This window comes from Streptomyces sp. CB03234, assembly GCF_001905885.1.
Lineage (GTDB): Bacteria > Actinomycetota > Actinomycetes > Streptomycetales > Streptomycetaceae > Streptomyces.
Genome location: NZ_LIYH01000004.1, coordinates 293,395 through 318,467, shown reverse-complemented (window position 1 = coordinate 318,467; position 25,073 = coordinate 293,395). Strand labels below are relative to the sequence as shown.

Below are 25,073 nucleotides of genomic sequence, written 5' to 3'. Positions count from 1 at the left end.
CCGCATCGGCGTGCACGGCAACCGCTACAGCGAGACGCACATGCGCCTGGTCGGCAAGTGAGGCGACCGCCTCCACCTGTAGCAGTCGCCGCAGGTCCGGGACTCGGGACGCGAACAGGGGCCACGTGGCCGCACTGACGCGGCGAGACCCTACACGGAGGGCTGGGTCTCTACGGCGAGTTCCCGGCCGAGCGCCGCGCGGCGGCGCCGGCCTCGGAGTCCCCCTGCCGCAGCTGCCCATGCCGTGGAGAGCCCGGTCGTCGAGGAGGGACTCAGTCCGACTCACTCGTAACGCAGGCGCAGTGACTCCCGTTCGGCCTCCTCGATCTGGTCGACGGTCAGGCCCGGCAGGTTCAACTGGGCCAGCGTCACCTCGGCGCTGGTCGGCTGGGCGTCGGCAGGCAGCCACTGCTCCGGTTGCCAGGCGTTGGCGCGCATCAGCGACTTCGGGCAGTGCGGATAGGCCTGCTCGACCTGCACCACGATCGCCGTGACCGGCGGTTTTCCAACGGGGGTGAGTTGGGCGAGTAGTTCCGGGCGCGCCGAGACACAGGCGCGGCCGTTGACGCGCAGCGTGGTCGGGCGGCCGGGGACAAGGAAGAGCAGGCCGACTCGTCCGGTCTGCAGCACGTTGTGCATGGTGTCGAGCCGCTTGTTGCCGGTCGCGTCGGGGATCACCAGGGTCCGCTCGTCCAGCACCGAGACGAACCCGGCCGGGCCGCCACGCGGCGTCACGTCCGCCCGGCCCTCGACGTCCGCACTGCCGATGAACACCAGCGAGGAACAGCCGATCAGCGCCCGGGTCTCCTCGGTCAGGCGGTCTATCTCCTTGCGGAGCGCGCTCGGGTTCGGCGGCGGGTAGAGCTCGCGCAGCTGGTCCGGGCTGGTGAGAGCGTCTGCCTGGAGAGATTCGAAAAGCGGGCCGGCGGCCCCGGTGTCGATCATCATACGAACGACCCTAGAAGACGACCGAGGCGGTACGCGGCGGCTCAGCGCGTGATCTCGCCCGTGTCGACCGGCGGCTGCTCCTCGGCCGGGTTCCTCGGCGTACGCCGGCCGCGCCGGGCGGCGTTCTGCCGCGCACCACAGCAGCCCGCCGGCTGTCGGTGCCGCAGGAGCCAGTGAAGTGATCCGGCTCACACCCTGTCACAGCCGTCGGGCGGCGGCCTCAAGCACGCCGCGCTGCGGCCGGTGACCGGTGCCTGGCGGGTGGCCCGTATGTTCGCCGGCGGCATGGGCAGGTTCGAAGGCACGTTCACCACCGAACCGACACTGGTCAACGGCCACCCGGCGCTCCTCGTCCGCTTCGGTGGCGCGATCGTCGGCGTCATGGCGATCAGTGTCGAGGGAGCCCGCATCACCGGCCTCTCCTACGTCCGCAACCCCGAGAAACCGGCCCACCTCACATCCGCGACCCCACTTGCCCTGCGCTGAACACCACACGTCGCCGCCGCGCGGAGGGCAGACCTTCCAAGCCACCCGACGACGAGCCGAGACGGCGGGACCCTCACTGACGCACTCGGCCTGAAGGTCCTGCCGTCATGCCAGTTCGGTGATCAGGACGACGACGCCCGGGACAGCCTGGCCCAGTGCGCCTCGCCAGAGCTTGGGCTCGGAGACGAAGAGGATGATTCCGCCGCCGGTCATGAAAGCGGCGACGTAGAGGATCAGGGACCGGGCGACGGTCTCGTGTCCCAGATGCAGCGCCACGAAGCCGGCGATCATGCCACCCGCCAGGAAGAGGTTGTAGAACCCCACGTTGAACCGCCAGAGACGGACCTCAGGAGCATCCGCCGTGCTCCCGGTGAGAAACTCCCGGACCCACGCCCGCCGCCCGTAGAGGAAGCTCTCCAACGGCCAGACGAAGATGTGGACAGCGGCGGCGATCAGGGCGAACACCTGACTGACGATGTGCATGCCCGCATGGTCGTACGAGCCGGGCAGCCAGGGAAGCCGTCGCGCAGCGCATTCACCCGCCAGGAGCACCGCTGTTCAGCGAGCACGGTCTGTGCCACGACCTTGCGGGGGGTGTTACCCGACATGCCAGGGGAAGCCTGTGAGGCGATCCGTAGGTGATGCGTGTGAGGCGTAGCTGAGGGGACTCTGTGGCGGACGTCGACGTCGTGGTTGTGGGCGCGGGGGTGCTGGGCAGGTCGATCGCGTACGCGCTGGCGTGTGCCGAGCCGGAGCTGCGGATCGTGGTGTCGGGGCAGCGCGGTCCCGGCGCCTCGGAGGCAGCCGGCGCCATGCTGGGAGTGTTGGGCGAGGTGACGGCTGCCGGCCCTGCGGACCCGGCACGGTGAACTGCGCCTGAGGATGGCGGTGGAAGCCGCCGCGCGATGGCCCGCCTGGCGCGGGCGCCTACGGGAACGGGCCGGAGCCGCAACGCCGGCGGACGGGTACGGGGCGGGGACGTACATCCTGGTGAACGCGGCGTCCGGACCGCTGGACGACTCGGCGCTCGAGGCCATGCGTGTGGCCGGTGCCCGCTACGGACTGCCCGTCGAGGAGAGTGCCGCCTCTGACATCCCCGCGTACCGGCCGCTGGACAACGACCGGGCGCTGCGGGCCGTCTTCCTGCCCCAGGAGCGGTTCTTGGACGCACGGCGCTGGCTGCGCACCCTGGACGCGGTGCTCCGGGCGCTGCCGAACGTCCACCACACCGGGTCCGGCCGACTGCACGCCCGCGGCACCGCGTACGAACTCACCAGCCAGGAGGGTAGGTTCAGGGCGAGCCGGGTGGTGGTGGCGGCCGGTGCGTGGTCCGGCGCACTCCTGGACCGTGTCGATCCGGAACTGCCCGTCCTGCCGGTGGTCGCGGCCGAAGGCACCGCCGTCGCCCTCCGCCCCACCGGCCCGGTGCCCCCGGTGGTGTTACGCACGCCCAACCGCGCGTACGCCTGCGGGCTCCACGCCGTCCCGCAGGCCGACGGCACCTGGTACCTCGGCGCCTCCGCGGCACCGGTCCTTCGCCCCGGCGACGCACCGACCGCCGGAGCGCTGCGCTTCCTCCTCGACGCGGGTCTCGGCCAGCTGCACCACGGTCTGACGGGCGCCAGGATCGACCGGGTCCACCACGGCAACCGCCCGGTGGGACTCGACGGACACCCGCTCCTGGGGAACGCCGGGCGCCCGGGCCTGTGGGTGGCCACCGGCACGCACCGCGACGGCCTGCACGCCTCCACGCTGATCGCCCAGGAGCTCGCCACCGAGATCCTCCACGGCACCCCGAGTCCCTGGCTCGCCCCCTGGCAGCCGGGCCGGAAGCCGATCGCCGACCGGTCGGCCGCCGACGCCATCGGGGAGGCAGCGGCTCATCACGCGGCCCTCGCCGCGGAGTCCCGTATGCGCCCGCCCCTCACCGGCGACTGGCCCGGCCTGCTCACCGACGCCTACCTGCAGCTCATGGAGCAGACGTACGCACGCATGCCGGACGGCTACGTCCTCCCCCCAGAACTCGCCCCGCTCGCCTACGAACACGGACCGGCACTCGCAGAACTCGTCCGGAGCCACCTCGACCGCCTGGCGGCGGACCGGGAAGGCCCCGGCCGGCAAGGATCCGACGCGTTACGAGACGGCGGGGCGTGACCGCTCAGTGCTGGTGTCCATCGTCGTGCCCGGGCTCCTTCCCGGGGTGGGGGTCCTTCGGAGAGGGGGTGGGCTGGGAGGGGGGATGGGTGGTGTCGCTGCCGTGGTCGCCCTCCTCGCCTTCGTCGCTTCCCTTCTTGGGCTCGGCATCGCTGTGGCTGTGTCCGCCTCCGGACTCGGCCATGGTGGGGGCGATGTGGCGCAGCCCGAGGAAGGTGAGGGCGGTCACGACCAGGATCGCCAGGCCCATGAGGCCGAAGATGCGCTTCCAGGGCCTCTTGGCCTCCTTCAGGAAGAAGGCGACGAAAGACAGGACGATGCCGAGCGGTATCAGCACGGCACAGCGTTCCGGGAGGTCTGCGAAGTGCTGCATACCGCCGCTGAGCATGCCGAGGCCGAACGAGAGCATCGTCGAGGTGCCCAGCACACGCGCTATGCGTGACAGGGGCTGCCTCTCGGTGGCGAGGACGATGTCGTTGAGGACGGTCGCGAGCAGGAAGACCAGTACGCCGGACGCGGCGATCATCGAGTAGCGGGTGGGGGCCATGGGGTGGTGGACGACGGCTCCGCTGATGAGGCCGGCACCCACGTAGTAGCCGACGTAGCCGACGTAGCGCCACGGCAGGGAGGAGCCTTCCCGTCTGCTGTGGGAGCGGCGTCGGCTGCGGGTCGGCTGCGAGGGGGTCGGGGGCGGAGTCGTCGTGGCGAGGCTGGGTGAGGAGGACAAAGCGGATCCTTCGAGGGAAGTTCAGTGGGGGGCCTGGCTCTCGACGAGACAGGCGGGCAGGACGGGGACCGAAGACCGGACTCGCCGGGCGCAGCGCAACGTGAGCCGGCCATGGCTCCGCGCCGCGCCGTCGCCGTACGTCACCACGTGGCAGCACGTCGTATCGCACGGCATGCCGAGCCGCCACTGGTGCGTGCACGGGCGGAGACGGGGTCGCGGGGGTGTGCCCGACCGGTCGTCGACCGGTCGGCGGGGCGTGAAGGCCTAGATCCGTAGGACCGCGGTGTCCGGCAGGGGGGCGGATGCCCGGAGGGCCGTGACGGGTCGAGCGGCGCCGGATGCATACGCGTACGGAGGCCGATGAATCGCCGGGGTCTCGCACGGGCCGGGCAGCGCAGTGCCCTGTTGGGGCTGGCCGGACACACACTGGTGAGCCGCGTGATCGGGCTCCGGAGCATCCTGGTGGTCGGGGTGCCCCTGGCCGGAGTGCGGGTGGTCGGGCGCCTCGTGGCTGTGCCCGGCGGGACCGGGGTCCTGAGCGTTCAGGGCTACCGCGTTGGCCGGCGCCCCGAGGTGGGAGTGGCCTGCGGCGCTCTCCGCGCTGACACCGTGGGTGTACATCAGGGTGAGGAGAAGCGCGGCCAGCACCCACGTTCGCCACGGGCCCGCTGCACGAGAGCGGGACCGCGGCGCGCTACGGGTCGCCCGGGCCACAACCATGCCGGGGAGCATAGCGGCACGCCGTCCGTGGACCTCCCGGGGGGCGTGCTCTCCCTCGGACGAGTGGGTCCGTGGCCCCCAGCCTGCCGACCGGAATGCCGGCTTCCGGCGGGGACGGAAGGGGGCCGGCGGGAACCGGGACGGCCGCCTGGATGCCCCGGATACAACTCCACCCGACGCCCCCGACCACGGCCGCGCCCTTCATCTTGGTGAGCAGCGGTCACGGCCGACCACTTTCGGGTGCCGCCTGTCTCAACCACCGTCGGAGCGAGCGCTGCCGAGGCATCCTCGAGACCGCACCACGCAAGCGATCTGTCGGGGGCAGCCGGCGGGTGGCCGGCCGATGCGGCGCCCTGTCCTGGACGCCGGCCGGCGCCTCTCGCACTCAGGAAGACGCACCATGACCATCTGTCCCGAGGGCCCTCCGTCGGCCCCGCCCCCTTGGGCGAGGCGCTGTCCGGTACGGGGGCGCCGGACGAGCTCGACCGGCTCTTCACGAAAGGCGACAGCCATGCACGCTGATCGCGCCACGGCCACCAGCACCGCCGTGATCCTCACCAACAGCCGCGGGCATTATCTGCTGCACCTGCGGGACGCGAACAAGCCGATCTGCGATCCGGGCACGTGGTCGCTGATCGGAGGAGGCCCCGAAGGACAGGAGACGCCGGACGAGGCGATCGTCCGCGAACTCCACGAGGAGGCCGGCCTCGTCATCCCCGACCTGACGCTCTTCACCACGGCGAGCGCCTTGGGCCCCCACGTCACCGAGGGCCGGATCCAGGTCTACGAGGGCCGGTGGGACGGCGACGCCGACCGGCTGCCGGTCACCGAAGGCATCATGTTCCGCTGGTTCGACGTGGACACCATGGTCCACCTCTCCATGTGCCCATGGGCGTACGAGGCGATCCTCGCCCACCATGCGAAGAACCCCGTCTCCGTGATCGCGCCGGTGCCCGACCAGCGGCCCGGAGGATCGCACGGCGGTGCGGGGGCCGTGAAGAACGTGATCGGCGCCCACCTCTACCTGGAGCGCGACGGACGCACACTGCTCGGGCTACGCCATCCCGGCGTCGCGTTCGCCGCCGAGGAATGGCACGTGCTCGCCGGACATGTCGAGCGGGAGTCGGTCCGCTCCTGCCTGGTGAGGGAGGCCGCCGAGGAGGCGGGCCTCGTCATCAGGCCGGAGGACTTGGACCTGGTGCACACCGTCCACCTCCGCGACGCCGCACGCACCGAGCCCCGCCTCCAGCTGTTCTTCCGAGCGACGGCGTGGTGCGGAGAGCCGGAGGTACGCGAACCGGACCGGTGCGGCCGCTGGGAGTGGTGGCCGCTCGACGGCCTGCCGGAGCCGATGGTGCCCTACACCCGTACGGCCATCAACGGCATCCGCGCCGGCCGCTCGTACTCGGAGACGGGATGGGAGCTTGCCGCGATCGGTCGGATTCGGTCCAGTCAGGGGCCCCCTTTGACCGCCCGGACACTGGCCGAGTCGATCGCGCAGCGCGACCAGTCCAGCTCGCCGGGGCTCGTACCGGCGGCTCCGTGCCACCGTCTGGAAGATCTCCCACAGCCCGTCCGGCACCATCAGCTCAACTATGTCCACGCCCGGCGCAACGAGCCAGCGCCAATCAAGACACCGTCTTAGCTACGGGCGCGGCGGGTCCAGCGCGGCAGGGACAAGTCACCGACGAGGCCCTCGGGGCGCCCGACCGAGAAATCAGGTGTCTCAGCCGGCCGTCCGAGGGCCCCGCCCGTCACGCTCTTGAACATCCTCCGGTCAGGCACCCATGGAGGAGGCGCATCCGCCTAGCAGCCGTGGTACCAACCGTGTGACCTGCCGCCGTCGTTGGCGTAGGAGAGGTAACTGACCTCCCGGCCGGGGGCGAGGCAGATGGTGGACGCGCCCAGTTGGAAGTTGAGCGGGTAGACCTTGACCCATGCGGGGATGCCCGGCCCGGTGATCCCGGCGTTCGCCCAGGAGGAGTCCTTCCGGTTGATGCGCTCGGGCCAGGATGCGTCGGAACCGGCGGCCAAGTAGACGTTGCCCGTGAAGTTCATGTGCTCGAAGGCGCAGAAGTAGCCGGACGGGCAGTGAGGGGTGTCCGTGGCAGACGCGTTGCCGGCGCCTGCCACGGACATACCGGTGAACGCGAGAGTGGCCGCCGCCACCGCGGTCGCGGCCCTACGGAGTGGTCGCACAATATTCCCTTTCTGAGTGATCATTCTCCAGGAATGATCTTCTGTGACTTCTTCAACGCCTCGTTCCACATGCTGCGATAGGTTTGGAACAGAGCGCTCTCCTTCTTCTGCACCCTCTTCAGATGGACTTCATGAAGCCTCTTTCCTGTTTGGGCGATTTTTTCCCGGCGAACACAGGTCGCCTCGGCGACAGCGAGGGTTCGCTCCAGTTGCCGACTTTCCTCTTTCGCCATGACGGCCTTGCGTTCCTCGAACGACTGCCGCAGTTGCTGGGGACTGCCGACTTCATGGCCCAGGCCGGCCATGCATCTGGCCCAGGAGTTCATTGCCCTGGCATAGGCCGGATCTTTCATGGCGGCGGACAGCGCCGACGACTTGAATTGGCTCGCCACCGTGCTATGCGTGAACCACTGGGGGAAGTCCCCGTACAGCTCCCGCTCTGCGGCGGCGGTACAGCCTTGCTGGCTCGCCCTCACCACCGCTCCGTTGTCGAGCTTCACCGAGACGAGGTTCCGGCGGCCGCCGTAAAGCGCCGCCATGTAGGCTGCCTGCTTCTCCTTGGTCAGCGTCTCGTAGTACCGCTGATTCGGATTGCCCGCCCGGGCGCCGGCCTCTTGCACGGTGCCGGGCCCCGCCAAGCCGTGCCTTTCGGCCCAGGCCAAGTCATCGATGCCGAAGGGGAATTCGTTTCGGATGGTGGCGCTGTTGCCCGTGTCCACCTCGTAGGAGAACCCGCGGTCACGCATGCATCTCCCGACCAGCACGGACTGCGCCTGCCACAGCAGGGACTCCTGTTCCTTGGTCGGAAAGGCAGCGCCCTCCTGACCCTCCTTCACCGTCTCGCCACAGGCCGTGGACAAGAGCAGCAGAGCACTCGCAAGCAGCGCTACTCGGAGAGCGCGCTTCGCAGGCCTGTTCATCGACTCGTCAGGCTCGTGAAGTTGCCATGCCGGCAGAAGATTCGTTCATTCCCGTCCAGCTTTTCAGCATGCTCGCCATTCCCCAATTCAGCCGCTCGATCAGGTACCGCCATCGTCGGAGTGGGAGGGACACGTCCGCTCCTGACAGATGTCAGGGTCCTCCAGAGGCCTTGAGGGCTTCCGGGCCACAGAAGCCGGCGACGGGCCCGACGGGACTTGTGTCTGTCCGGTTAGTAATCACTGATGCGGTGTGGCACCGGATCGAGCCGCCAATGCCGCTCGATCCTGTCCGTGGACGACGGTGGGCCGACCATCGCCGAACCCTGGAAGCCATCGCATGGAAGTACCGCACCTGCTCGCCTTGGCGCAATCTGCCAGAGGAGCTCGAACCCTTCCAGACCGCGCATAAACGCCTGCTCAGGTGGGCCGTGGACGGCACATGGGAACGGATTCTCGCGGCTGTCTTTACAGAGGCGGATGCTGGCGACGACGTGGGTCGGGCAGTCTCGGTCGACTCCACCGTCTGCCGGGCTCACCAGCATTCAGCCGGAGCAAGGAAAAGGGGGCGCCCGACCGGTCCGAGCCGGAGGATCACGCGCTCGGACGCTCCCGCGGTGGCTTGAGCACGAACGTTCACCTGGCCAGTGACAGCCGGGCGCGGCCCTGTCCATCCATGTCACCGCGGGTCAGGCTGGTGACGCGCTGGCCTTCGAGGCGGTCATGGCCGGAATCCGGGTCCCGCAACGAAAACTCGGCAGGCCAAGAACCCGTCCTGCGACCGTCCTTGCTGATCGCGCATACTCATCGCGCGCGATCCGTGGGCACCTCCGTCGGCGCGGCATCCGTGCCGTGATCCCGCAGCCCGCCGACCAGATCGGCCACCGTCTACGGCGAGGCCGCACCGGAGGTCGCTCGCCCCCAGCACGGGATGCGGACGGTGCTGCCGGCGCCTCGGTACCCCTTGTCAGCCCAGCACGGGACGCCGGCCTCGGCCAGGGCGTCGACGATGCCGTGTTCGCGGGCCGCACGGATATCGTGGACGGCGCCGTGCAGGGCCGGTGAGGCCCATAGCAGCCGGCCGAAGGGGTCGGCGATGACCTGCACGTACATGCCGTGCCTCTTGTGCTTGCCGGAGTAGAACGGCCGGTCCGCGGCGATGCGGTCAATGGGCAGGAGAGTGCCGTCCAGGATCAGGTACGCCTTCGCCGACGCGGTCCGCACCCCGTCGGTCAGGCCGGAAGCGAGAGCGGCCAGGAGCTCGACCGCTTCGGTGGCGTAGCGGTAGGCCGTCGTGGTGCCGATGCCGAATAGGCCTTTCTCCGGCACACCGGCGCGCAGGCTCCCCGCCGTATTCGCGCTGTGTGGGGCCGGATTCGTGGTGATGGCCCTCGCCGGCAACCCCACCGTTCCGGTCGTCGGGGCCGTCCTCAACTGCCTCGGTACAGGCATCCTCCTGCCCTCCCTGCTCACCCTGGTCTTCGGGGGCGAGTTCGTCTGCCCGCTCGTACTGCTGGCCCTGGACGGCCTCGTAGGCAGCCTGGCCGCGGCCGTCGGCGTCCTCGGTCTCACGTCGGCGGCGGTGGGCGGCGCACTGCTGCTCTCCATCCGTCGCGGGGCGGCGGCACTTGCGGGGAGTGTTCCGCAGAAGTAGCCGGTCCGTTCCTCATGAGGTCCCTCAAATCAAGGAGTGCGTCCACCGTGTGCGATGTCGTCGCGCGGGTCCTCGGCCAAGGGGACTCCCTTCCCGGGTCCGGCCGCCGCCGGTTCCTGCAAGCTCTCGGGGCCACCGCGGCCGCGGGCGGACTGGTGGCGGCGGGCGCGCGGCAGGCCGCGGCGCGATCCGTACAGCACCGCCCCGGAGCCGACCGGGCACCGGACCCGCCTGGTGCTCCTGGGGACGGCGGGCGGGCCGGCCTCGGCCGTCACGTGGAGGTGCGCCACCCACTTGTCGGCAGGGTCCTGCCCCCGCTCCAGCAACCCCAGGCCGACGAGCTGGGTGACCCGGGCGCTCACATTGTCGGGCTTCATCAGCAGCACGTCGGCGGCCACGCCCACGGTGACCCCGTCGCGCTCCCCGACGAGGCAGAGCAGCGCCAGCTGTCCCTCGGGCATGCCTACTGGCCGCCCCCGAGACCCTCGGTCTGCCGCGGGTCGGCGACGCTACGACGCGACGGTCGCGCCGGAGTGCGACTCCTCCGGCTCGGGTTCCCGCAGCGGCTCGCTGAGCTGTTCACGCAGGTAGTTCCAGACAACCGCGACCAGCGCGGCCGCCGGTACCGCGAGCAGGCTGCCCACGATGCCGGCCAGGCTGCCGCCCAAGGTGACCGCCAGGAGGACCACCGCCGCGTGCAGGCCGAGCCCGCGGCTCTGGATCATGGGCTGGAACACATTGCCCTCGAGCTGCTGCACCACGACGATGATCGCCAGCACGATCAGCGCGTCCGTCAGACCGTTCGAGACCAGGGCGATGAGCACCGCGACGAGACCGGCGAAGAGGGCCCCCACGATCGGCACGAACGCGGACACGAAGGTCAGTACCGCGAGCGGGAGCACCAGCGGGACCTTGAGGATCCACAGGCCGATGCCGATGAGAACGGCGTCGAGCAGACCGACGAACGCCTGGGAGCGCACGAACGCGCCGAGGGTCTCCCAGCAACGGGCGGCCACGACCGGGACGTCGGTGGCAAGGCGACCGGGGAGCTGGCGGGTCAGCCACGGCAGGAACCGCGAACCGTCCTTGAGGAAGAAGAACATCAGGAAGAGCGCCAGAACGGCGGTCACCACGCCATTGACCACGGTGCTCACCCCGGTGACCACCGCGGTGACCATGCTGCCGATGCTGTCCTGGACACGGGCGACGGCCGTGTCCAGGCTACTGGTGATCTGGTCGTCACCGATGTTCAACGGCGGCCCGGCGGCCCACTCGCGCAGCCTTTGAACGCCCTCGACCACGCCGTCGGCCAACTCGCCGGACTGCGACGCCACCGGAACCGCGATCAGCGCCACGATGCCCGTGACCACCAGCAGGAACACCACGGTCACCACCGACGCGGCCAGAGCCGCAGGCCACCCGCGACGACGCAGGAAGCGGGCCAGGGGCCAGGTCAGTGTGGTGAGGAGCAAGCCCACTATGAGAGGCCAGACGATCGACCACATCCGCCCCAGAAGCCACAGGGCCACCGAAGCCGCCAGGAGGACCAACAGCGATTCGACGGAGACACGTGCCGATGTGCGCAGCGCGGCGGCGGTTTTCGCGGAACTCAACGAAGCAGGCATGGCAGCACCTTATGCACTCCCGACGCACCCTGTGGAACCCGCGCCGACCTGCCCGGCCGTCGGGGATGATGTGGGCCCTTCCACTGCGGAAGGCCCCACATCCCCCCGGGTGACAGGGGAGTTCGTCAGAAGCGCGGGGTCATCGCCGGGATCCCCGGAGGTGTTGGCAGCGGCAGTCGCAACCGCTGGCCGGGTCCCGCCGGGGCCCGGCAGGTGAGGTCCTTGGCCGGCAGCCTGCCGGTGGTCAGGTAGACCGTGGCGGTCTTGTCCGCGCAGGACGTGGAACCGTAGATGCCGTGGCCCTCTCCGCCGAGGACCGTCACCATGCGCGAGCCCTTCATGGACCGGCGCAGGCCCTGCCCGCTGGCCAGCGGGGTCTGCGAGTCCCACTCGTTGTGCAGGATGAGCGCGCCGACCTTGTTGTCCACCGTGGTGGCGGGCTCGCTGCCGTTCTTCCAGAACGCACACGGCTTGATGTGGGACGCGAAGTCGCCGTACAGCGGGTACCTGACCTTGTCGCGGATCGCGTCGCGGCGGTACTGCTCGGGGTCACGCGGCCATGCCCGGGTGTCGGCACACACGACGGCCCAGAAGCTCGCGTCCCCGTTGTCCGCCGGAACGGCGCGGGCGAACGCCGGCGGTACGGGGCTCGGCGACGAGCCGCGGTCCGGTGACGGGGCCGGCTTCTCGCCCGAGGCGGCCCTCTTCAGCTCGGCGACCCTCTCGGCAGCGCTCCGCACGTAGAAGAAGACGGCCCGCTCCGCGCGGATGTCGTCACCGGTCATCAGGGTTCCGTCGAGGTCTATGGGCGTGCGGTCGGCTTGGGCGACCAGGTCCCAGAACGTCTTGCGGACCTTCGCCGGGGTGTCGCCCAGCCGGTACGTGGCGTGGCGCCGGGCGGTCCACTCGCTCCATCGCGTGAACGCGGGCTCCGCTCCCTCCGCCCACACCTGGATCATGCCCCGCCAGACGCGCTGGGGGTCGACGGCGCTGTCCAGGACGAACCGGTCCGCCCGCCGGGGGAACATCTGCGTGTAGACGGCTCCGAGGTAGGTTCCGTACGAGTACCCCAGGTAGGAGATCTTCTTCTCGCCCAGCACACCGCGGATGACGTCCATGTCCCGGGCCGTGTTGCGGGTGGTGAGGTGGGGCAGAGCCGCACCGGCCCTGGCCCGGCACTTCTCGGCCACCGTACGGGCCCACTTCACGTCCTTGGCGAACGTCGCGGCCTTGTACGGACGCTGCCAGTCCCGTTCGTCGTCGGTCAGACCGCAGCCGACCGGCGTACTCCGGCCGACGCCCCGAGGATCGAAGCCGATGAGGTCGTACTGCTTCTTCACGGCCGCGGGAAGCACGGACCCCAGGTACAGGGGCATGTCCAGGCCCGGTCCGCCGGGGCCCCCGGGGTTGAGCAGCAGCACACCGCGACGTTCCTGGGCGCTGCTCGCCTTCATCCGCGACACCGCGATGTCGATCTGCTTGCCGCCGGGACGGCCGTAGTCGAGCGGGACCTTGAGGGTCGCGCACTGGAAAGCGGCGGGGCTCTGCGCGTCACAGCGCTTCCACCGGGGCTTCTGATGCACGTACTGCTTCAGAGAGCCTGCCGCGGCGGAGGCCGCGCGCGCCGAAGTGGTGGGGGAGGCGGTGGCGGTGGCGGGCGCGAGGGCGGGGACAAGCGTTGCGACGGTGCCGACGGCCAGAAGAGGGACTATTCGTCTGCTTCGCACAATGATGCCGCTCCTTGGGAAGGGGCCGGTTGGGTTCCAACCACCCTCTCGGCAACGGCAGTCGGGCGAATCCATCGCCGGGATCCTGATGCCTCCGACCGTAGGAGGACGGCCGGGACGACAAATGGTCCCCCCGACGGAGAACGCGGGAGGCCTTTCTTCCCTCCGGGGTCGTGCAGCCGCTGGTCACGACAGACAGATGCAGAACTCGTTCCCCTCGGGGTCCTGCCAGACCTGCCAGAGGTTCTCGTGCATCTCCCCGACCGCCGTGGCCCCCAGCGCCGCGGCACGGGCGACGGCCTCGGCGAAGTCGTCGGCGACCACGTCCACATGGACACGGTTCTTCACGGTCTTGGGCTCCGTGACGCGCTGCAGGGCGAAGCCGCGGCCAAGACTGATCCAGTCCTCCTCACGACGGGTGATCTCCAGATCGAGCAACCCGCTCCAGAACCGGGCAAGGCGCTCGGGGTCCTTGGCGTCGATGACGATGCCGCTGAGGCGAATACCCATGCTGCGTACCTCGTGTTGGTGACGGACGACCGGGGCCGGACGTGCAGAGTACGCTCCCGGCCATGTCGCCCTCCACGGGGTCGTCACCACAGGCGGCGGCGCCTGAACGAAGCCATGAGGGGCCCCCAATGGCACACTTGTGCTCTCGGAGTGGCTGAGTGCCTCTGGAGGGGGAGATCGTCTTGGATCCTGCTGTCGCGGCCGTCGCCGCCACCGCCGCGACCACGCTCGTCACCGCGATGACGACGGACGCGTGGGGGCACACCAAACAGGGCTTCAGCCGCCTGCTCGGCCTGGGTCGATCAGGCGAAGAAGCCGGTGCCGAGGCGGAGTTGGAACAGGCCCGGGAGATCGTTCTCGCGGCGTACGAGCGGGGCGACGAGTCGGCCCTGGGCGCGGCGCACGACGACTGGGCGGCCCGGCTCGGGGCGGCCCTGGAGGCGAACGCCGACCGCTCGGCCGAGTACGAGGGGCTGCTGCGCGAGCTGATCGCCGGGCAGCCCGGCGCCGACGGCGAGATCCGCGCCCTCGGGGCGGCACTGCGCGGGACAGGCACCGGCGGCGTCTACAGCCAGGTGATCCACAACGGTGGCGCGGGCGCGCAGGGCCCGGGGGCCGCCGTGACCATCAACAACCACCACTATGCGCCCGGCGGTTCGCCGGCCCAGGCACCGATCGGTGAATCTTGACCGAGCCGCGCTACGAACAGCACCTCGCCGCCGGTGCGGCGGCGGCACAGGGCCCGTACGCGACCGCGACCGTCAACCACTACTACGGGACGCGGCAGCCCACGATCGAGGCGTTACCCGCCCCGGCCGCCCCGGACACCGCATGGCTGATGGCTCAGCCGAGCCGTCTCCTCGACGCGCGTAGCCACGTCGTCCCCTTCATCGGGCGGAAGACCGAGCTCGAGCGGCTACAGCAGTGGCGGGACGCGCAGGACGCGCGGCTTTCGGTGCTGCTGCTCCACGCTCCCGGCGGCGAGGGCAAGACCCGGCTCGCCACGGAGTTCGCCGAACGGTCCCGGAGCCCGGACCTGCCGGCGGCCGAGCGCTGGCAGGTCCTGCAGGCGGGATTCCGGGGCGGAGGCTCCTCCCCGGGCCACATGGCCGCCTCGCCCGCGGAGGGGGCCGGTGGGGCGGGTGTGCTGGTCGTCGTCGACTACGCCGACCGCTGGGCGCACAGTGAGTTGGAACGTCTGCTCTCCGAACCCGTCCTGCACCAGCAGCGGCCCACGCGTGTCCTCCTGATCGGCCGCACGGTCCGCTGGTTCGCGGCCCTTCGCGGTGAACTCGCCGACCGCCGCGCCGCCACCGGTGACCTGCTCCTTCCCTCCCTGGACGCGGACCGGCTGCGGATGTTCACCGCCGCTCGTGACCGCTTCGCAGCAAGCGACCTGTACGGCCTGCCGGACGCGGCAAGCGTCGAACCGCCCGCTTCCCTGGACCGCCGTGACTTCGGCCTGACCCTGAACCTGCACATGGCCGCCCTGGTCTCCGTCGACGCCCACACGCGCGGTGAGCGGCTGTCCCTCGCGGAGCCGCACGAGCTGTCGGCATACCTCCTGGACCGCGAGTACCGGGCGTGGCAGCGGCTGTTCGACGCCGGTGGGCACGGGCAGGACTACCGAACCCGGCCCGCGGTCATGGCCAGGACGGTGTTCACCGCCGCACTCACCGGTGCGGTGAGCCACGACACCGGGACGCGGGCGCTGCGCGCCCTGGACCTGCCGGGCCATCCGCAGGAGCTCCTCCTCGACCACCGGTTCTGCTACCCGCCCTCCGACCGCGAACTGGTCCTGGAGCCGCTCTACCCCGACCGGCTCGCCGAGGACTTCCTCGGCCTGCTCACCCCCGGGCACGACATCAGCGCGTATGACCCGGACCCGTGGGCGAGCGGTGTCCCCGCCACCCTGCTGGACGGTGAGCTGAAGCCCACCGTGGCCCCGCGGGCCGTGACGTTCCTGGCGTCCGCCGCCGACCGCTGGGCCCATATCGGCGAGCGGGTGCTCTACCCCTTGCTGCGCGCCGAACCCGGCCTCGCGATCGCCGCCGGCAGCCCCGCCCTGACCGCGCTCGCCGCTCTCGCCGACGCGGGCGGCGCGGCCGGGGAGCGCGTCGACCCCTCCCTGCTCACGGTGCTGGAGGCCGTCGAATCGCAGCTCCCCCCGGGCCGCCACGCGGATCTCGACAGCGGAATCCTGGCCGTCGCCGAGACCCTGATCGCGCACCGGCTGACCGCGACCACGGACCTCGGCCAACGCGCCTGGCTGTACGGCACGTTGGCGTGGCGCCGGGCCAACGCCGGCCGCCGGGAGCAGGCGGTCGCCCCCGCCGAGGAGGCCGTACGCCTGCACCGGGAGCTCGCCAGGAGCGACCCCGGCCACCTTCCTCAGCTGGCGAACTCCCTCAGCTCACTCGGCGACCGGCTGTCCGCCGCGGGCCGCTGGGAGGAGGCACTGTTCGTCGCCGAGGAATCCGTGGCGATCAGCCGCCGCCTGGCCGACGCCGACCGCGCCGCCCACCAGGACCGCCTGGCGGACTCGCTGGCGGGGCTCGGCAACCGGCTCTCCCGGCACGGCCGGCCCGAGGAGGCCCTGGCCGTCACGCGGGAGGCGGCCGAGCTGTACCGGAGCCTGGCCGCCGCCGACCCCGTGTACCGGCCCGACCTGGCCGGGCTGCTCAACAACCTGGGTCTGCGCCTGATCGACGCGGGCCGCGTCGAGGAGGGCCTGGCCGCCAGTGAGGAGGCGGTCGAGCTGTACCGGCGCCTGGCCGACGCCGACCCCGATGCCGAGCGGCACCACTTCGCCATGTCGCTCGCCAACCTCGGGGTCGCGCTGCGCGCTTCGGGCCGCTTCGAGGAGGGCCTCGAGGTCACGGAGGTGGCCACCGACCTGTACCGGCAGCTGGCAGACGCCAACCCCGCCGCCCACCAGCCGGACCTGACGACCGCGCTGATCAACCTCGGGGCCTTCCTCGCGGACGTGGGCCGCGCGGAGGAGGCCCTCGCCCCGGCCGAGGAGGCCGTGGTCATCCAGCGCCAGTTGGCCGACACCGACTTCGCCGCCCACTGCCACGATCTGGCCAAGGTACTGAACAACCTCGGCACCCGGCTCCTCGCCCTGGGCCATGAGGAGCGGGCCCTGGCAGTCACGCGGGAAGCCGACGACCTGTACCGGCAGCTGGCGCTCGCCCATCCCACGGTCGACCTCCCCGAGCACGCGGACGTACGGGACCGGCTGGCACAGGCCCCGAGCAGGATCCGGGAGGAAGCGCTGGCAGCCACGCGTCAAGCGACCGAGCTGTACCGGCAGCTGGACGAGACGTCCTCCGGTGCCGAGCTCACCGATCTCGCATCGTCATTGGGCAAGGCCGGCCAGACCCTGGCCCGCCTCGGGCGTTTCGAGGAAGCCGTCACCGCCGTGGAGCAGGCCGCGGCCGTCCACGTCGAGACCGGTGACCGCCGTCGCGCGGCCGAACTGCTCCTCGAATCGGGCCACGCCCTGCTGGGCATGCGACGCTCCAAGGACGCGGCCGCCCTCTTCGACGGGGCCGCCGGCCATTTCCGCCGGACCGGTGACCGCAGCCTGGAAGGCGCCGCTCTGACCAACCTCGGCACCGCCCTGGCCGGCGACGGCCGCCCCGACGAGGCCGTCGCCGCCTGTGAACGGGCCGCGGCCATCTTCCGGGGCGCCTCCGAGCGGCTGCTGGAGATCGCGATGCTCACCAACCTGAGCAATGCGCTGACGGCCGCGAAACGGTTCGCCGAAGCCGCCGACGTCAGCCGGCGTGCCGCCGCTCTCTCCGACGGGACCGGCGGCGGCCGCCGTGAGGGCCTGCCGCTCCACAACCTCGGCAACGCCCTCCTCAGCCAGGGGCGGTACGAGGAGTCCATCGTCCCCACGCGGCAGGCCGCGGCCATCTACCGCGAGAAGGGCGACCACCGCCGCGAAGCGGACTCGCTCAGCAACCTGGCCGACGCCCTGTACGAGACAGAGCGGCTCGACGAGGCGATCACCGCCTACCAGCGTTCGGCCGCGCTCTTCCACGAGACCGGAGAGCGCGGCAAGGAAGGCCGGGTGCTCAGCCGGCTCGGCACCACCCTGGTACGCACACAGCGCTACGACGAGGCCGTCACCGCCACGCTGCAGGCCGCCGCGGCCTTCCGCGAGCTCGGCGACCGCACCGGTGAGGCCATGGCGCTGATCAACCTCGGCAATGCCTGCACGGAAACAGGCCGGTACGCGGAGGCCGCCACGGCCTGCGGGAAGGCCGCCGCGCTCCTGCGGGAGACCGGTGACCACGAGCACGAGGCCCATGCGCTGGCCAACCGCAGCGAGGCCCTGGCCAGAGCGGGGCGGTTCGAGGAAGCCGTCACCGCCTGCGAACAGGCCGCCGCCGGCTACCGCAAGGCGGGCAACCGCGAGCGCGAGCGCGTGCTGCTGCACAGCCTCGGCACCCATCTCTTCCAGGTCCACCGGTCCGCCGAAGCGATCACCGCGTACCAGCGGGAGCTGCGGATCTGCCGGGAGACCGGCGACCGCGACGGCGAGCGGACGGCGTTGCACAGCCTCTCCCTCGTCCTCGTGTACGAGGGCCGTCACGCGGAGGCCGTGCCCGTCTGCGAGCAGGCCGCCGCCGGCTACCGCGAGGCCGGCGACCGGGGCCGCGAGGGGGAACTGCTCGACCGGCTCGGGGCCGTGCTGGTGGAGCTGGGGCGCGCCGAGGAGTCCGTCACCGCCCGCGAGCAGGCCGTCACCGCGTTCCGTGCGGCGGGTGACGCACGCGGCGAAGGTGCGGCGTCGAGCGGGCTCGCTGAATCGTTGGTCCGGTTGGGGCGGCACGCGGAGGCCGTCGCCGCCGGCCGGCACGCCGCCCGGCTCCACCGGCGGTCCGGCGACCGCCCCCGGGAGGCCCACGCCCTCACGATCATCGGCCGCGGCCTGGAGGGTCGGGGAGAGCTGAAGGAGGCCGTCACCGTCTGCACACAGGCTGCCGAGATCTTCCGCGAGACGGGCGACGGCCGCGGCGAGGCCGAAGCGCTGGTCCGTCTCGGCGACGCCCTCTCCTCGGCGGGCCGGCAGGAGGAGTCCGTCGCCGTCGTGCGGCGGGCCGCCGTCCGCTACCGGGAGTCGGGCGACCCACGTGGCGAGGGCCTGGCCCTCTACCGCCTGGGCGAGGCCTTCATGGCCGAGGGCCGGTTCGAGGAGGCCATCGCCACGTACACGCGCGCTGCCGCTCTCTTCAGGGAACTCGACCTCGCCGACCTGGAGGGATCCGCGCTCCTCAACCTGTGCCGCGCCCTGCGGGCACTGGACCGGAACGAAGAAGCGGTCACCGCCTACCGGCGGGCTGCCACCGTCTACCCCCGGACGGACGACCGCGACCGGGAGTCCCAGGTCCACTTCCACCTCGGCCACGTGCTGGAGAAGATGGGCCGGTCCGCGGACGCCGTCCCCGCCTACCGGCGCGCCGCGGAGCTGTTCCGCGCCGGACAGGACCGTGCCAACGAAGGCCAGGCGCTGTTCCGGCTCGGCGTCGTGACCGTGGAACTCCGGCAGTACGAGGACTCCGTCCCCGCGTTCGAGCGGTATCTGGAGATCTGCCGGGAGACCGCGGACGGTCAGGGAGAGGGCACGGCACTGCTCCTGCTCGGCGGCCTCCTGGTGGACGTCGGGCGGTATGAGGAGGCCGTCGCGGTCAACCAGCAGGCAATCGACCACTTCCGCGACTCCGGCAGCCCCGACGCGGCGAACCTGGCCCTGAGCCACCGTCGGAAGGCACTGCGCGCGCTGGGGCGCGGTGACGGGTAGGCCTGGGCGTCAGCGGCGCCGGAAGGCGGAAGCACCGGAGCAGAAGCGGCAGGGACCGGGTACGGGCCGCTCACTGGTACTCCGGCCTCAGGGCTCACACAGGCGTACGGCGAGGGCGGCGATGTCGTCGTCAAGGCGTCCTTTGCTGTAGCGGAGGAGGTCGCGGTGAAGAGCCGTGAGCAGTTCGCGGGGCGGTGTCGGGGGCTGTCGGCGCATCCAAGCCGCCAGCGGGAAGAACTCGCCGTCGTGGGCGCGGGCCTCGGCGATCCCGTCGGTGTAGAGGAGCAGCAGGTCGCCGGGGGCGAAGTCGAAGGTGTCGACGTTGTAGTGATCGCCGATGAGCTCCGCGAGGCTGAGCAGCGGCGAGGGGGTGGCGGGCTCCAGGACACGGACCTTTCCGCCGTTCAGGAGCAGCGGCGGAGGGTGCCCGCAGTTGAGGATGTCGATACGTCTGCCCTCGTGCGGGATCTCGGCGAGAAGGGCGGTGGCGAAGCGCTCCATCGGCCCCTCAGGCGGAAATGCGGCGTTGTAACGGGTGCTGCTGGCGTCCAGCCTGCGTGCGACGTCGACCATGGCGGTCTCGCCGTACGCCGCCTCCCGGAAGGCGTTGACGATCGCCGCGGCCGCCCCCACCGCCGGCAGGCCCTTGCCCCGCACGTCACCGATGAGCAACCTGACCCCGTACGGCGTGTCCACCACCTCGTAGAAGTCCCCGCCGATGCGGGCCTCCGCCGCGGCCGCGAGATACAGCGACTCGATCTCGATGAGGCCGAAGCGGCGTGGCATAGGGCTCAGCACCACCTGCTGCGCGGCGTCGGCGACGAGCCGTACCTGAAAGAGGGTGCGCTCCCGCTGGAGCCGGACATGGCTTCCGTACGCGGCGGCCACGGTGACCGCGATGATCCCCGCGGCCGTCCACCACGTCCCCAGATCGGGGAAGACGAGGCTGAGGCCGATCATCAGAAAGAGGCAGACCGTCCCGAGCAGGACGGTGGGGAGCACCGGCCACATGGCGGCGGCCAGGGCCGGCGCCGCGGGCAGGAGGCGGCTGAAGGCCATTTCCGGCGGAGTGGTGTACGCCAGGCTGGCGATGACGACGGTCAGGATGACCGGCGACAGCCGCACAAATCTTCCCGGGCCGGGGCGCCGGCGGAGCCGCAGCCGTCCAGACGCGATCACACTTCATAGAATATCCACGTAATGAGGGCATAGCGCTCTGACGAGTCGGAGTCGACCGCCTGCCCGCACCGGCTCGCCTGTCTACGACGCCCCCGACGCCCGGTCGGTCGAGCGCGGTACTCGCGCACGGCGCGTACGTCGTAAGGGTGAAGCCGCAGATCAGCCTCGGTACGGTCGCGCCTGGCCTCTCCACTCCGGATGCGGACCCCGCGAAAGTGGGAGAAAATGCCGGTTTGTCCATTTTCCCCGCATTCGCCCCGTGGTGTGCACGCCTGCCCTGTCGGCTGGCACGCCCTGGACGGCCGGACGATGCTGGGATGCCCGGGTCTGATTGTCAGGAGGCGGCATTGGGCCTTTACGTCAACCGCGACTCCAAGGGCTGGACCGAGCTGCGCGTCCATGGGGTGTCGGGCACCCCGCCGGAGTCCTCACTCGAGCACCCCCGGGTCACGGCTGTCGCAGGAGACACGAAGGCGGGCTTCTACCGGCGCGCGTGGGAATCCCGGAGTACGTCGCAGGACACCGCCGGCTTCCGGCGCGAGGCGTACTCCTGGGGCGGTCTGACGTCGGGAGACGGCCAACGTGCCCTCTGGCTGCTTCTGCTGCCGTTCATGCTCCTCAACATGGCGTTCTTCGCCGACCACGGCCACACCGCCTCCCGTCCTCACGGGCAGGTCGTCTTCCGAACCGCCGTCCAGCGGCTGCTGGCACTCAGCCTGACGGCAACGTACGTGCTCGGGGCGGTCTCGGTGTCCTTGGACCTGGTGGGATGGCAGTGCGGCAACGCGGCTTTGCGGGAGGGTGCCACTCGCTGTGCCGGAAACGCGGGGTGGCTGCGGTGGCTTCAGTACGACTGGCTCAGCACTCCCGGCCGTCACCTCACCGCGGCGGCCGTCGTTCCAGTCGCTCTCGTCGCCCTGCTGTGGTACTTGGGCAACAAGACATGGCAGGTTGCCGAGGCACAGCCGGTGGAGCAGAGTGTCACCGCCCCGCAGGTGGAGACTCCGCTTGAAGACCGCCGCATGTGGAACGGACGGGGGCCGGTGCGCCGCCTGCGTGCCCTGCACATCGCCGGCGCCTTCGCGCTCACGGGGGTTTTCCTTCTCGCCCCGCTGCTGGAGCGTCCCCATCGAGGGCTTGACGCCTTGGCCGACAGCGGGAACTGGCAGTGGGGAACGGCCTTCTTCCGCAGCCTGCTCCTCGTTCTGGCCCTGGCCGTGCTGGCGTTCGTCGTCGTCACGGTGGGCCGTCCGGAGACGGCGCGGCGCACACGCCCGAGCCGGCAGGACCGTACCCCTCTCGAACGCGATCTGTACCAGTTCCTGCCATGGGGTGCGCTCGCCTTGGTCGTCGGCGCGGGAGTGGTCGCTTCCCGCGACTCGCGGGACCATGTGCCAACAGCCACCAGCGGTCAGCTTCCGTGGGAAGTCGCCTGGATCCATGGGCTGTTCATCGCCCAGGCAGTGATGCTGGTGCTTCTTCTGATCTCCCTGTTGTGGAGCCGCCTCCTCCTGAAGCGCCGCAGCCGGGATCCGGCGCCGGCCTCTCCTGGTCGCCCGTCCGCTCTCTCCACGAACCTTCCGCGAGAAGCGTGGGGCGGTCTCGTCCTCCCCGGCGTCGCGTTCCTCGGATGGGCGCTCGCCGGAGCGCTGGCCGCAGGCTTCATGCTGCGCGTGGCGGAGATTCTCGGAGCTCCCGCGGTTGCTCAGCGAGCCACGGGCGAGCAGGTGCAACTTACGGTGCCGGATGCCTACTTCTGGTCGGGTACGGCCGCGGCCTTCCTCATCGTGGTGGCCATCGTCATCGGCCTGGTCTCGTGGATCACGCATCGCGGAAGCCGCCAGGACTTCGCCGCCCAGGTCGGGAAGGTGTACGGCTCCGTGGACGGCGATTCTCGCCGGCGCCATCAGATCGCCAAGTCCTGGGCACGTGCGCAGTTGCTGGAAGGCGCAAGCCAGAAGGCTCTCGGCATTTTCCTGATGGTGGCCGCCGCCGTGACCGTCGCAGGCGCCATCCTGTTCGCGAGGGACCGCCGGCTCGTCACCGAGGAGCGGTGGCTTGTTCTCCTCTCGAACCTGGTTCTCAGCGCCGGTGTCCTGGTGCTGCTCTGGGCGGGCAGACAGGCGTACAGAAGTCCCGGCTTCCGACGGACGGTAGGCATCCTGTGGGACATCGGCACCTTCTGGCCGCGTGAGACGCATCCGCTGGCGCCCCCGTGCTACGCCGAACGCACTGTGCCCGACCTGTTGAAACGGGTGGAGTATCTGACCGGTGGCCAGGACGCTTCCGGGCAGGAGGGGCATGTGATCCTCTCCTGCCACTCGCAGGGGTCGGTGATCGGGGCGGCACTCATCCTCCAGAGCAGAGCCACGGCCGATGCACGGATCCGCCTGCTCACCTACGGCAGTCCTCTCACCCGCCTCTTCGTCCGATTCTTTCCCGCGTACTTCAACGCCCGGAGCCTCCAGCGAATCGGCACGCTGCTGGCCGGCGACCCGGCGTGCGGCCCGGAGCGGTGGCCATGGCGCAACCTCTACCGCCCGACGGACCCGATCGGCAGCTGGGTGTTCGACAAGGACCCTCTGCCGCGGGCCGGCGACGGGGTGAGCCCGCATCTCCCAGCCATCGATCGGCAGCTCCTCGACCCGCGCCACTTCGCCCGTCAGCCGGGCGATCCCTGCTACCCGGCCGGCTTGGGCCACTCGAACTACTTTGCCGACCCAACCTTCGAGGAGACCGTGGAGGCATTCCGTAAGCGTGCCATCCCCTGAGCCCCTGTCCCGCCGACGGGCGCCGGTCCGGCGGCCCCGCTCGGCGATGGCGCCGGCCGACACCAGGACCGGTTCACCGTCCGGGCTGTACTTGACGGCGTTCTCTATCGCGTACGTCTTGCCGGCGCCCGGTGCCGCACCGAGATGGATCCGGAGCTTGCCGCGTCCCATGGTTCCTGGGTTCCGTCCGATTCCGTCACTTCTCGAAGCGGTATCCCATGCCCGGCACCGTGATGAGGTGCCGGGGGTGGGAGGGGTCGCTTTCGAGTTTGCGTCTGAGCTGGGCCATGTAGACACGCAGGTAGTTCGTCTGCGTGCCGTAGGAGGGGCCCCACACCTCCTGGAGCAGCTGCTTCTGGGTGGTCAGCCGGTCCTGGTTGCGGATCAGCACCTCCAGCAGGTGCCACTCGGTCGGGGTGAGGCGTACGTCGCGTCCGCCGCGCCTGGCCTTCTTGGCCAGGAGGTCGACGGTGAAGTCCCCGGCGGCGACGATCGCGACATCGTCGGCGGCCGGCCCGGAGGTGTCGTGCCGGCGCACCGCGGCCCGGAGCCGCGCGAGCAACTCGTCCATGCTGAAGGGTTTGGTGATGTAGTCGTCGGCGCCCGCGTCGAGCGCCTCGACCTTCTCGTCGGAGGTACTGCGGGCGGAGACCACCACGATCGGCACCCTGGACCAACCGCGTAGACCCTTGATCACGTCGATGCCGTCCATGTCCGGCAGCCCGAGGTCCAGCAGGACGACGTCCGGGGGCGCGGCGGCGGCGAGCCGCAGGGCCGTCGCCCCGTCGGGCGCGGCGTCCACCTCGTATGTGCGTGCCTTGAGGTTGATGACGAGCGCCCTTACGAGCTGTGGCTCGTCCTCGACCACCAGCACCCGGGTCATCGGCATGCCGCCTTTCTCGTTGTCTCGTTGTACGGGAAGGACCGTGCGGCCATGGGCGGGGCCGGGCGGCTCCGGCCCATGGCGCGGTCACTTCCGGGTGAGTTCCTTCAGGGCGATGTTCAGCTTGAGGACGTTGACCCGGGGCTCGCCCATGAAGCCCAGGACGCGTTCCTCGGTGTGGTCGGCGACCAGTTGCTCCACCCGGGCGACGTCGAGGTCGTTGCGTTCGGCGACCCGGTGGGCCTGGAGCGTGGCGTACTCGGGTGAGATGTGGGGGTCCAGGCCGGAGCCGGAGGAGGTGACGGCGTCGGCGGGCACGTCCTCCGGCTCGACCTTGTACGTCGCCGTGGAGTTGTCCCGTACGACAGCGGACTTGGCGTCCTCGACCCACGTGAGCAGCTCGGCGTTGTCGCCGGAGCGGTTGGTCGCTCCGGAGAGGATCAGCTTGTACCGGGTGTTGACGGTGTTGGTGCCCAGGCCGTTGGACGGGCGCGGCTGGAACCACTTCAGGTCGGGGGCGGGGGTCTCCTGCCCCTTCTTCAGCGGCAGGTCGTAGCGCTGTCCGATGAGTTCGGAGCCGACGACCCTGCCGTCCCCGTCCCTGATGTCGGAGCCGTTGGCCTTGTGGGGGAAGGCTGCCTGGGCGATGCCGGTGACGGCCAGGGGGTAGAGCACGCCCGTCACCAGAGTGAGGACGAGCAGGGCGCGAAGCCCGGCCACGACCAGCCGTGCGGTGTTCGTCGCGGTGTTTTTCATGG

Annotated in this window: 20 protein-coding genes and 2 pseudogenes; 9 read left to right on the top strand and 13 right to left on the bottom strand. The window is 70.8% G+C overall.

All coding sequences use genetic code 11. From position 1 onward, the window contains the following. Window positions 1–282 precede the first annotated feature (282 nt). Window positions 283–948, bottom strand: a complete 666-nt coding sequence (locus AMK26_RS18595) for an MSMEG_1061 family FMN-dependent PPOX-type flavoprotein (protein WP_073755812.1) — start codon at window positions 946–948, stop codon at window positions 283–285. A 285-nt stretch (window positions 949–1,233) separates the two neighbouring features. Between AMK26_RS18595 and AMK26_RS18590 the strand changes: the two genes are divergently transcribed. Then, a complete protein-coding gene (locus tag AMK26_RS18590) occupies window positions 1,234–1,434 on the top strand; it encodes a hypothetical protein (protein ID WP_198944105.1) in 201 nt (66 codons plus the stop codon). Window positions 1,435–1,539: 105 nt separating this feature from the next. Here AMK26_RS18590 and AMK26_RS18585 read toward each other — a convergent pair whose 3' ends face one another. Then, window positions 1,540–1,917, bottom strand: a complete 378-nt coding sequence (locus AMK26_RS18585; protein WP_073756264.1) for a DUF1304 domain-containing protein — start codon at window positions 1,915–1,917, stop codon at window positions 1,540–1,542. A gap of 188 nt (window positions 1,918–2,105) precedes the next feature. Between AMK26_RS18585 and AMK26_RS18580 the strand changes: the two genes are divergently transcribed. Both AMK26_RS18580 and AMK26_RS18575 read left to right on the top strand, forming a co-directional pair. Continuing rightward, window positions 2,106–2,303, top strand: a complete 198-nt coding sequence (locus AMK26_RS18580; RefSeq protein WP_073755811.1) for an FAD-dependent oxidoreductase — start codon at window positions 2,106–2,108, stop codon at window positions 2,301–2,303. Between the two features lie 13 nt (window positions 2,304–2,316). Further along, window positions 2,317–3,588, top strand: coding sequence for an NAD(P)/FAD-dependent oxidoreductase (locus tag AMK26_RS18575; protein ID WP_073755810.1), 1,272 nt, complete (start codon window positions 2,317–2,319; stop codon window positions 3,586–3,588). 4 nt (window positions 3,589–3,592) lie between these two features. Here the strand turns inward: AMK26_RS18575 and AMK26_RS18570 are convergent, their stop codons facing one another. Beyond that, a complete protein-coding gene (locus tag AMK26_RS18570) occupies window positions 3,593–4,315 on the bottom strand; it encodes a hypothetical protein (protein ID WP_073755809.1) in 723 nt (240 codons plus the stop codon). Window positions 4,316–5,546: 1,231 nt separating this feature from the next. Between AMK26_RS18570 and AMK26_RS38705 the strand changes: the two genes are divergently transcribed. Then, window positions 5,547–6,680 carry an NUDIX domain-containing protein gene (locus AMK26_RS38705; RefSeq protein ID WP_079277662.1) on the top strand — a complete coding sequence of 378 codons (1,134 nt, stop codon included), beginning with the start codon at window positions 5,547–5,549 and terminating at the stop codon, window positions 6,678–6,680. A gap of 161 nt (window positions 6,681–6,841) precedes the next feature. Here the strand turns inward: AMK26_RS38705 and AMK26_RS18545 are convergent, their stop codons facing one another. Both AMK26_RS18545 and AMK26_RS18540 read right to left on the bottom strand, forming a co-directional pair. Next, window positions 6,842–7,174 carry a peptidase inhibitor family I36 protein gene (locus AMK26_RS18545; protein ID WP_241837958.1) on the bottom strand — a complete coding sequence of 111 codons (333 nt, stop codon included), beginning with the start codon at window positions 7,172–7,174 and terminating at the stop codon, window positions 6,842–6,844. 80 nt (window positions 7,175–7,254) lie between these two features. Further along, window positions 7,255–8,094, bottom strand: coding sequence for a hypothetical protein (locus tag AMK26_RS18540; protein WP_143608551.1), 840 nt, complete (start codon window positions 8,092–8,094; stop codon window positions 7,255–7,257). A 278-nt stretch (window positions 8,095–8,372) separates the two neighbouring features. Between AMK26_RS18540 and AMK26_RS35690 the strand changes: the two are divergent. Beyond that, window positions 8,373–9,090, top strand: a pseudogene (locus tag AMK26_RS35690) (IS5 family transposase); the annotation flags it as partial. Here the strand turns inward: AMK26_RS35690 and AMK26_RS18525 are convergent. Next, window positions 9,067–9,462 (bottom strand): annotated as a pseudogene (locus AMK26_RS18525) (transposase family protein); the annotation flags it as partial. The pseudogenes AMK26_RS35690 and AMK26_RS18525 sit on opposite strands and share 24 nt — an antisense overlap. Window positions 9,463–9,529: 67 nt before the next feature. Here AMK26_RS18525 and AMK26_RS18520 point away from each other — a divergent pair. After that, window positions 9,530–9,805, top strand: coding sequence for a hypothetical protein (locus AMK26_RS18520; protein WP_198944104.1), 276 nt, complete (start codon window positions 9,530–9,532; stop codon window positions 9,803–9,805). Between the two features lie 29 nt (window positions 9,806–9,834). Here the strand turns inward: AMK26_RS18520 and AMK26_RS37325 are convergent, their stop codons facing one another. From AMK26_RS37325 to AMK26_RS18500, 4 genes are all read right to left on the bottom strand, one after another. After that, entirely contained in the window at window positions 9,835–10,266 is a 432-nt protein-coding gene (locus tag AMK26_RS37325; RefSeq protein ID WP_073755803.1) for a MarR family winged helix-turn-helix transcriptional regulator, read from the bottom strand. Between the two features lie 48 nt (window positions 10,267–10,314). Continuing rightward, complete coding sequence (locus AMK26_RS18510; RefSeq protein WP_073755802.1) at window positions 10,315–11,430, bottom strand: AI-2E family transporter; 1,116 nt, start codon at window positions 11,428–11,430, stop codon at window positions 10,315–10,317. A 125-nt stretch (window positions 11,431–11,555) separates the two neighbouring features. Next, window positions 11,556–13,157 carry an alpha/beta hydrolase gene (locus AMK26_RS18505; protein ID WP_073755801.1) on the bottom strand — a complete coding sequence of 534 codons (1,602 nt, stop codon included), beginning with the start codon at window positions 13,155–13,157 and terminating at the stop codon, window positions 11,556–11,558. Between the two features lie 186 nt (window positions 13,158–13,343). Further along, window positions 13,344–13,667, bottom strand: coding sequence for a VOC family protein (locus AMK26_RS18500; protein WP_073755800.1), 324 nt, complete (start codon window positions 13,665–13,667; stop codon window positions 13,344–13,346). 182 nt (window positions 13,668–13,849) lie between these two features. Between AMK26_RS18500 and AMK26_RS18495 the strand changes: the two genes are divergently transcribed. Both AMK26_RS18495 and AMK26_RS38365 read left to right on the top strand, forming a co-directional pair. Next, window positions 13,850–14,356, top strand: coding sequence for a hypothetical protein (locus AMK26_RS18495; RefSeq protein WP_143608549.1), 507 nt, complete (start codon window positions 13,850–13,852; stop codon window positions 14,354–14,356). Next, the gene (locus tag AMK26_RS38365; protein ID WP_073755798.1) at window positions 14,353–19,482 is read left to right on the top strand and encodes a tetratricopeptide repeat protein; all 5,130 of its coding nucleotides are present in this window, start codon (window positions 14,353–14,355) and stop codon (window positions 19,480–19,482) included. Before AMK26_RS18495 ends, AMK26_RS38365 begins: the two co-directional genes overlap by 4 nt. Window positions 19,483–19,569: 87 nt before the next feature. On the opposite strand, the gene AMK26_RS18485 is transcribed toward AMK26_RS38365, so the two are convergent. Further along, window positions 19,570–20,607, bottom strand: coding sequence for a PP2C family protein-serine/threonine phosphatase (locus tag AMK26_RS18485; RefSeq protein WP_241837957.1), 1,038 nt, complete (start codon window positions 20,605–20,607; stop codon window positions 19,570–19,572). A 401-nt stretch (window positions 20,608–21,008) separates the two neighbouring features. Here AMK26_RS18485 and AMK26_RS18480 point away from each other — a divergent pair, with 401 nt between their 5' ends. Then, on the top strand, window positions 21,009–23,432 hold the full coding sequence (locus AMK26_RS18480; protein ID WP_073755796.1) for a hypothetical protein: 2,424 nt from the start codon (window positions 21,009–21,011) through the stop codon (window positions 23,430–23,432). Between the two features lie 196 nt (window positions 23,433–23,628). On the opposite strand, the gene AMK26_RS18475 is transcribed toward AMK26_RS18480, so the two are convergent. Both AMK26_RS18475 and AMK26_RS18470 read right to left on the bottom strand, forming a co-directional pair. Further along, window positions 23,629–24,315 (bottom strand): response regulator, encoded by a 687-nt coding sequence (locus AMK26_RS18475; RefSeq protein ID WP_073756263.1) that lies wholly within the window; start codon window positions 24,313–24,315, stop codon window positions 23,629–23,631. Between the two features lie 87 nt (window positions 24,316–24,402). After that, the gene (locus AMK26_RS18470) at window positions 24,403–25,071 is read right to left on the bottom strand and encodes a potassium-transporting ATPase subunit C (RefSeq protein ID WP_073755795.1); all 669 of its coding nucleotides are present in this window, start codon (window positions 25,069–25,071) and stop codon (window positions 24,403–24,405) included. Window positions 25,072–25,073: the final 2 nt, after the last annotated feature.

Bases quoted from the DNA above. Each gene is read 5' to 3' on its own strand.
- AMK26_RS18595 (WP_073755812.1), bottom strand. From the start codon at position 948: ATGATGATCGACACCGGGGCCGCCGGCCCGCTTTTCGAATCTCTCCAG.
- AMK26_RS18590 (WP_198944105.1), top strand. From the start codon at position 1,234: ATGGGCAGGTTCGAAGGCACGTTCACCACCGAACCGACACTGGTCAAC.
- AMK26_RS18585 (WP_073756264.1), bottom strand. From the start codon at position 1,917: ATGCACATCGTCAGTCAGGTGTTCGCCCTGATCGCCGCCGCTGTCCAC.
- AMK26_RS18575 (WP_073755810.1), top strand. From the start codon at position 2,317: ATGGCGGTGGAAGCCGCCGCGCGATGGCCCGCCTGGCGCGGGCGCCTA.
- AMK26_RS38705 (WP_079277662.1), top strand. From the start codon at position 5,547: ATGCACGCTGATCGCGCCACGGCCACCAGCACCGCCGTGATCCTCACC.
- AMK26_RS18545 (WP_241837958.1), bottom strand. From the start codon at position 7,174: ATGTCCGTGGCAGGCGCCGGCAACGCGTCTGCCACGGACACCCCTCAC.
- AMK26_RS37325 (WP_073755803.1), bottom strand. From the start codon at position 10,266: ATGCCCGAGGGACAGCTGGCGCTGCTCTGCCTCGTCGGGGAGCGCGAC.
- AMK26_RS18510 (WP_073755802.1), bottom strand. From the start codon at position 11,430: ATGCCTGCTTCGTTGAGTTCCGCGAAAACCGCCGCCGCGCTGCGCACA.
- AMK26_RS18500 (WP_073755800.1), bottom strand. From the start codon at position 13,667: ATGGGTATTCGCCTCAGCGGCATCGTCATCGACGCCAAGGACCCCGAG.
- AMK26_RS18475 (WP_073756263.1), bottom strand. From the start codon at position 24,315: ATGACCCGGGTGCTGGTGGTCGAGGACGAGCCACAGCTCGTAAGGGCG.
- AMK26_RS18470 (WP_073755795.1), bottom strand. From the start codon at position 25,071: ATGAAAAACACCGCGACGAACACCGCACGGCTGGTCGTGGCCGGGCTT.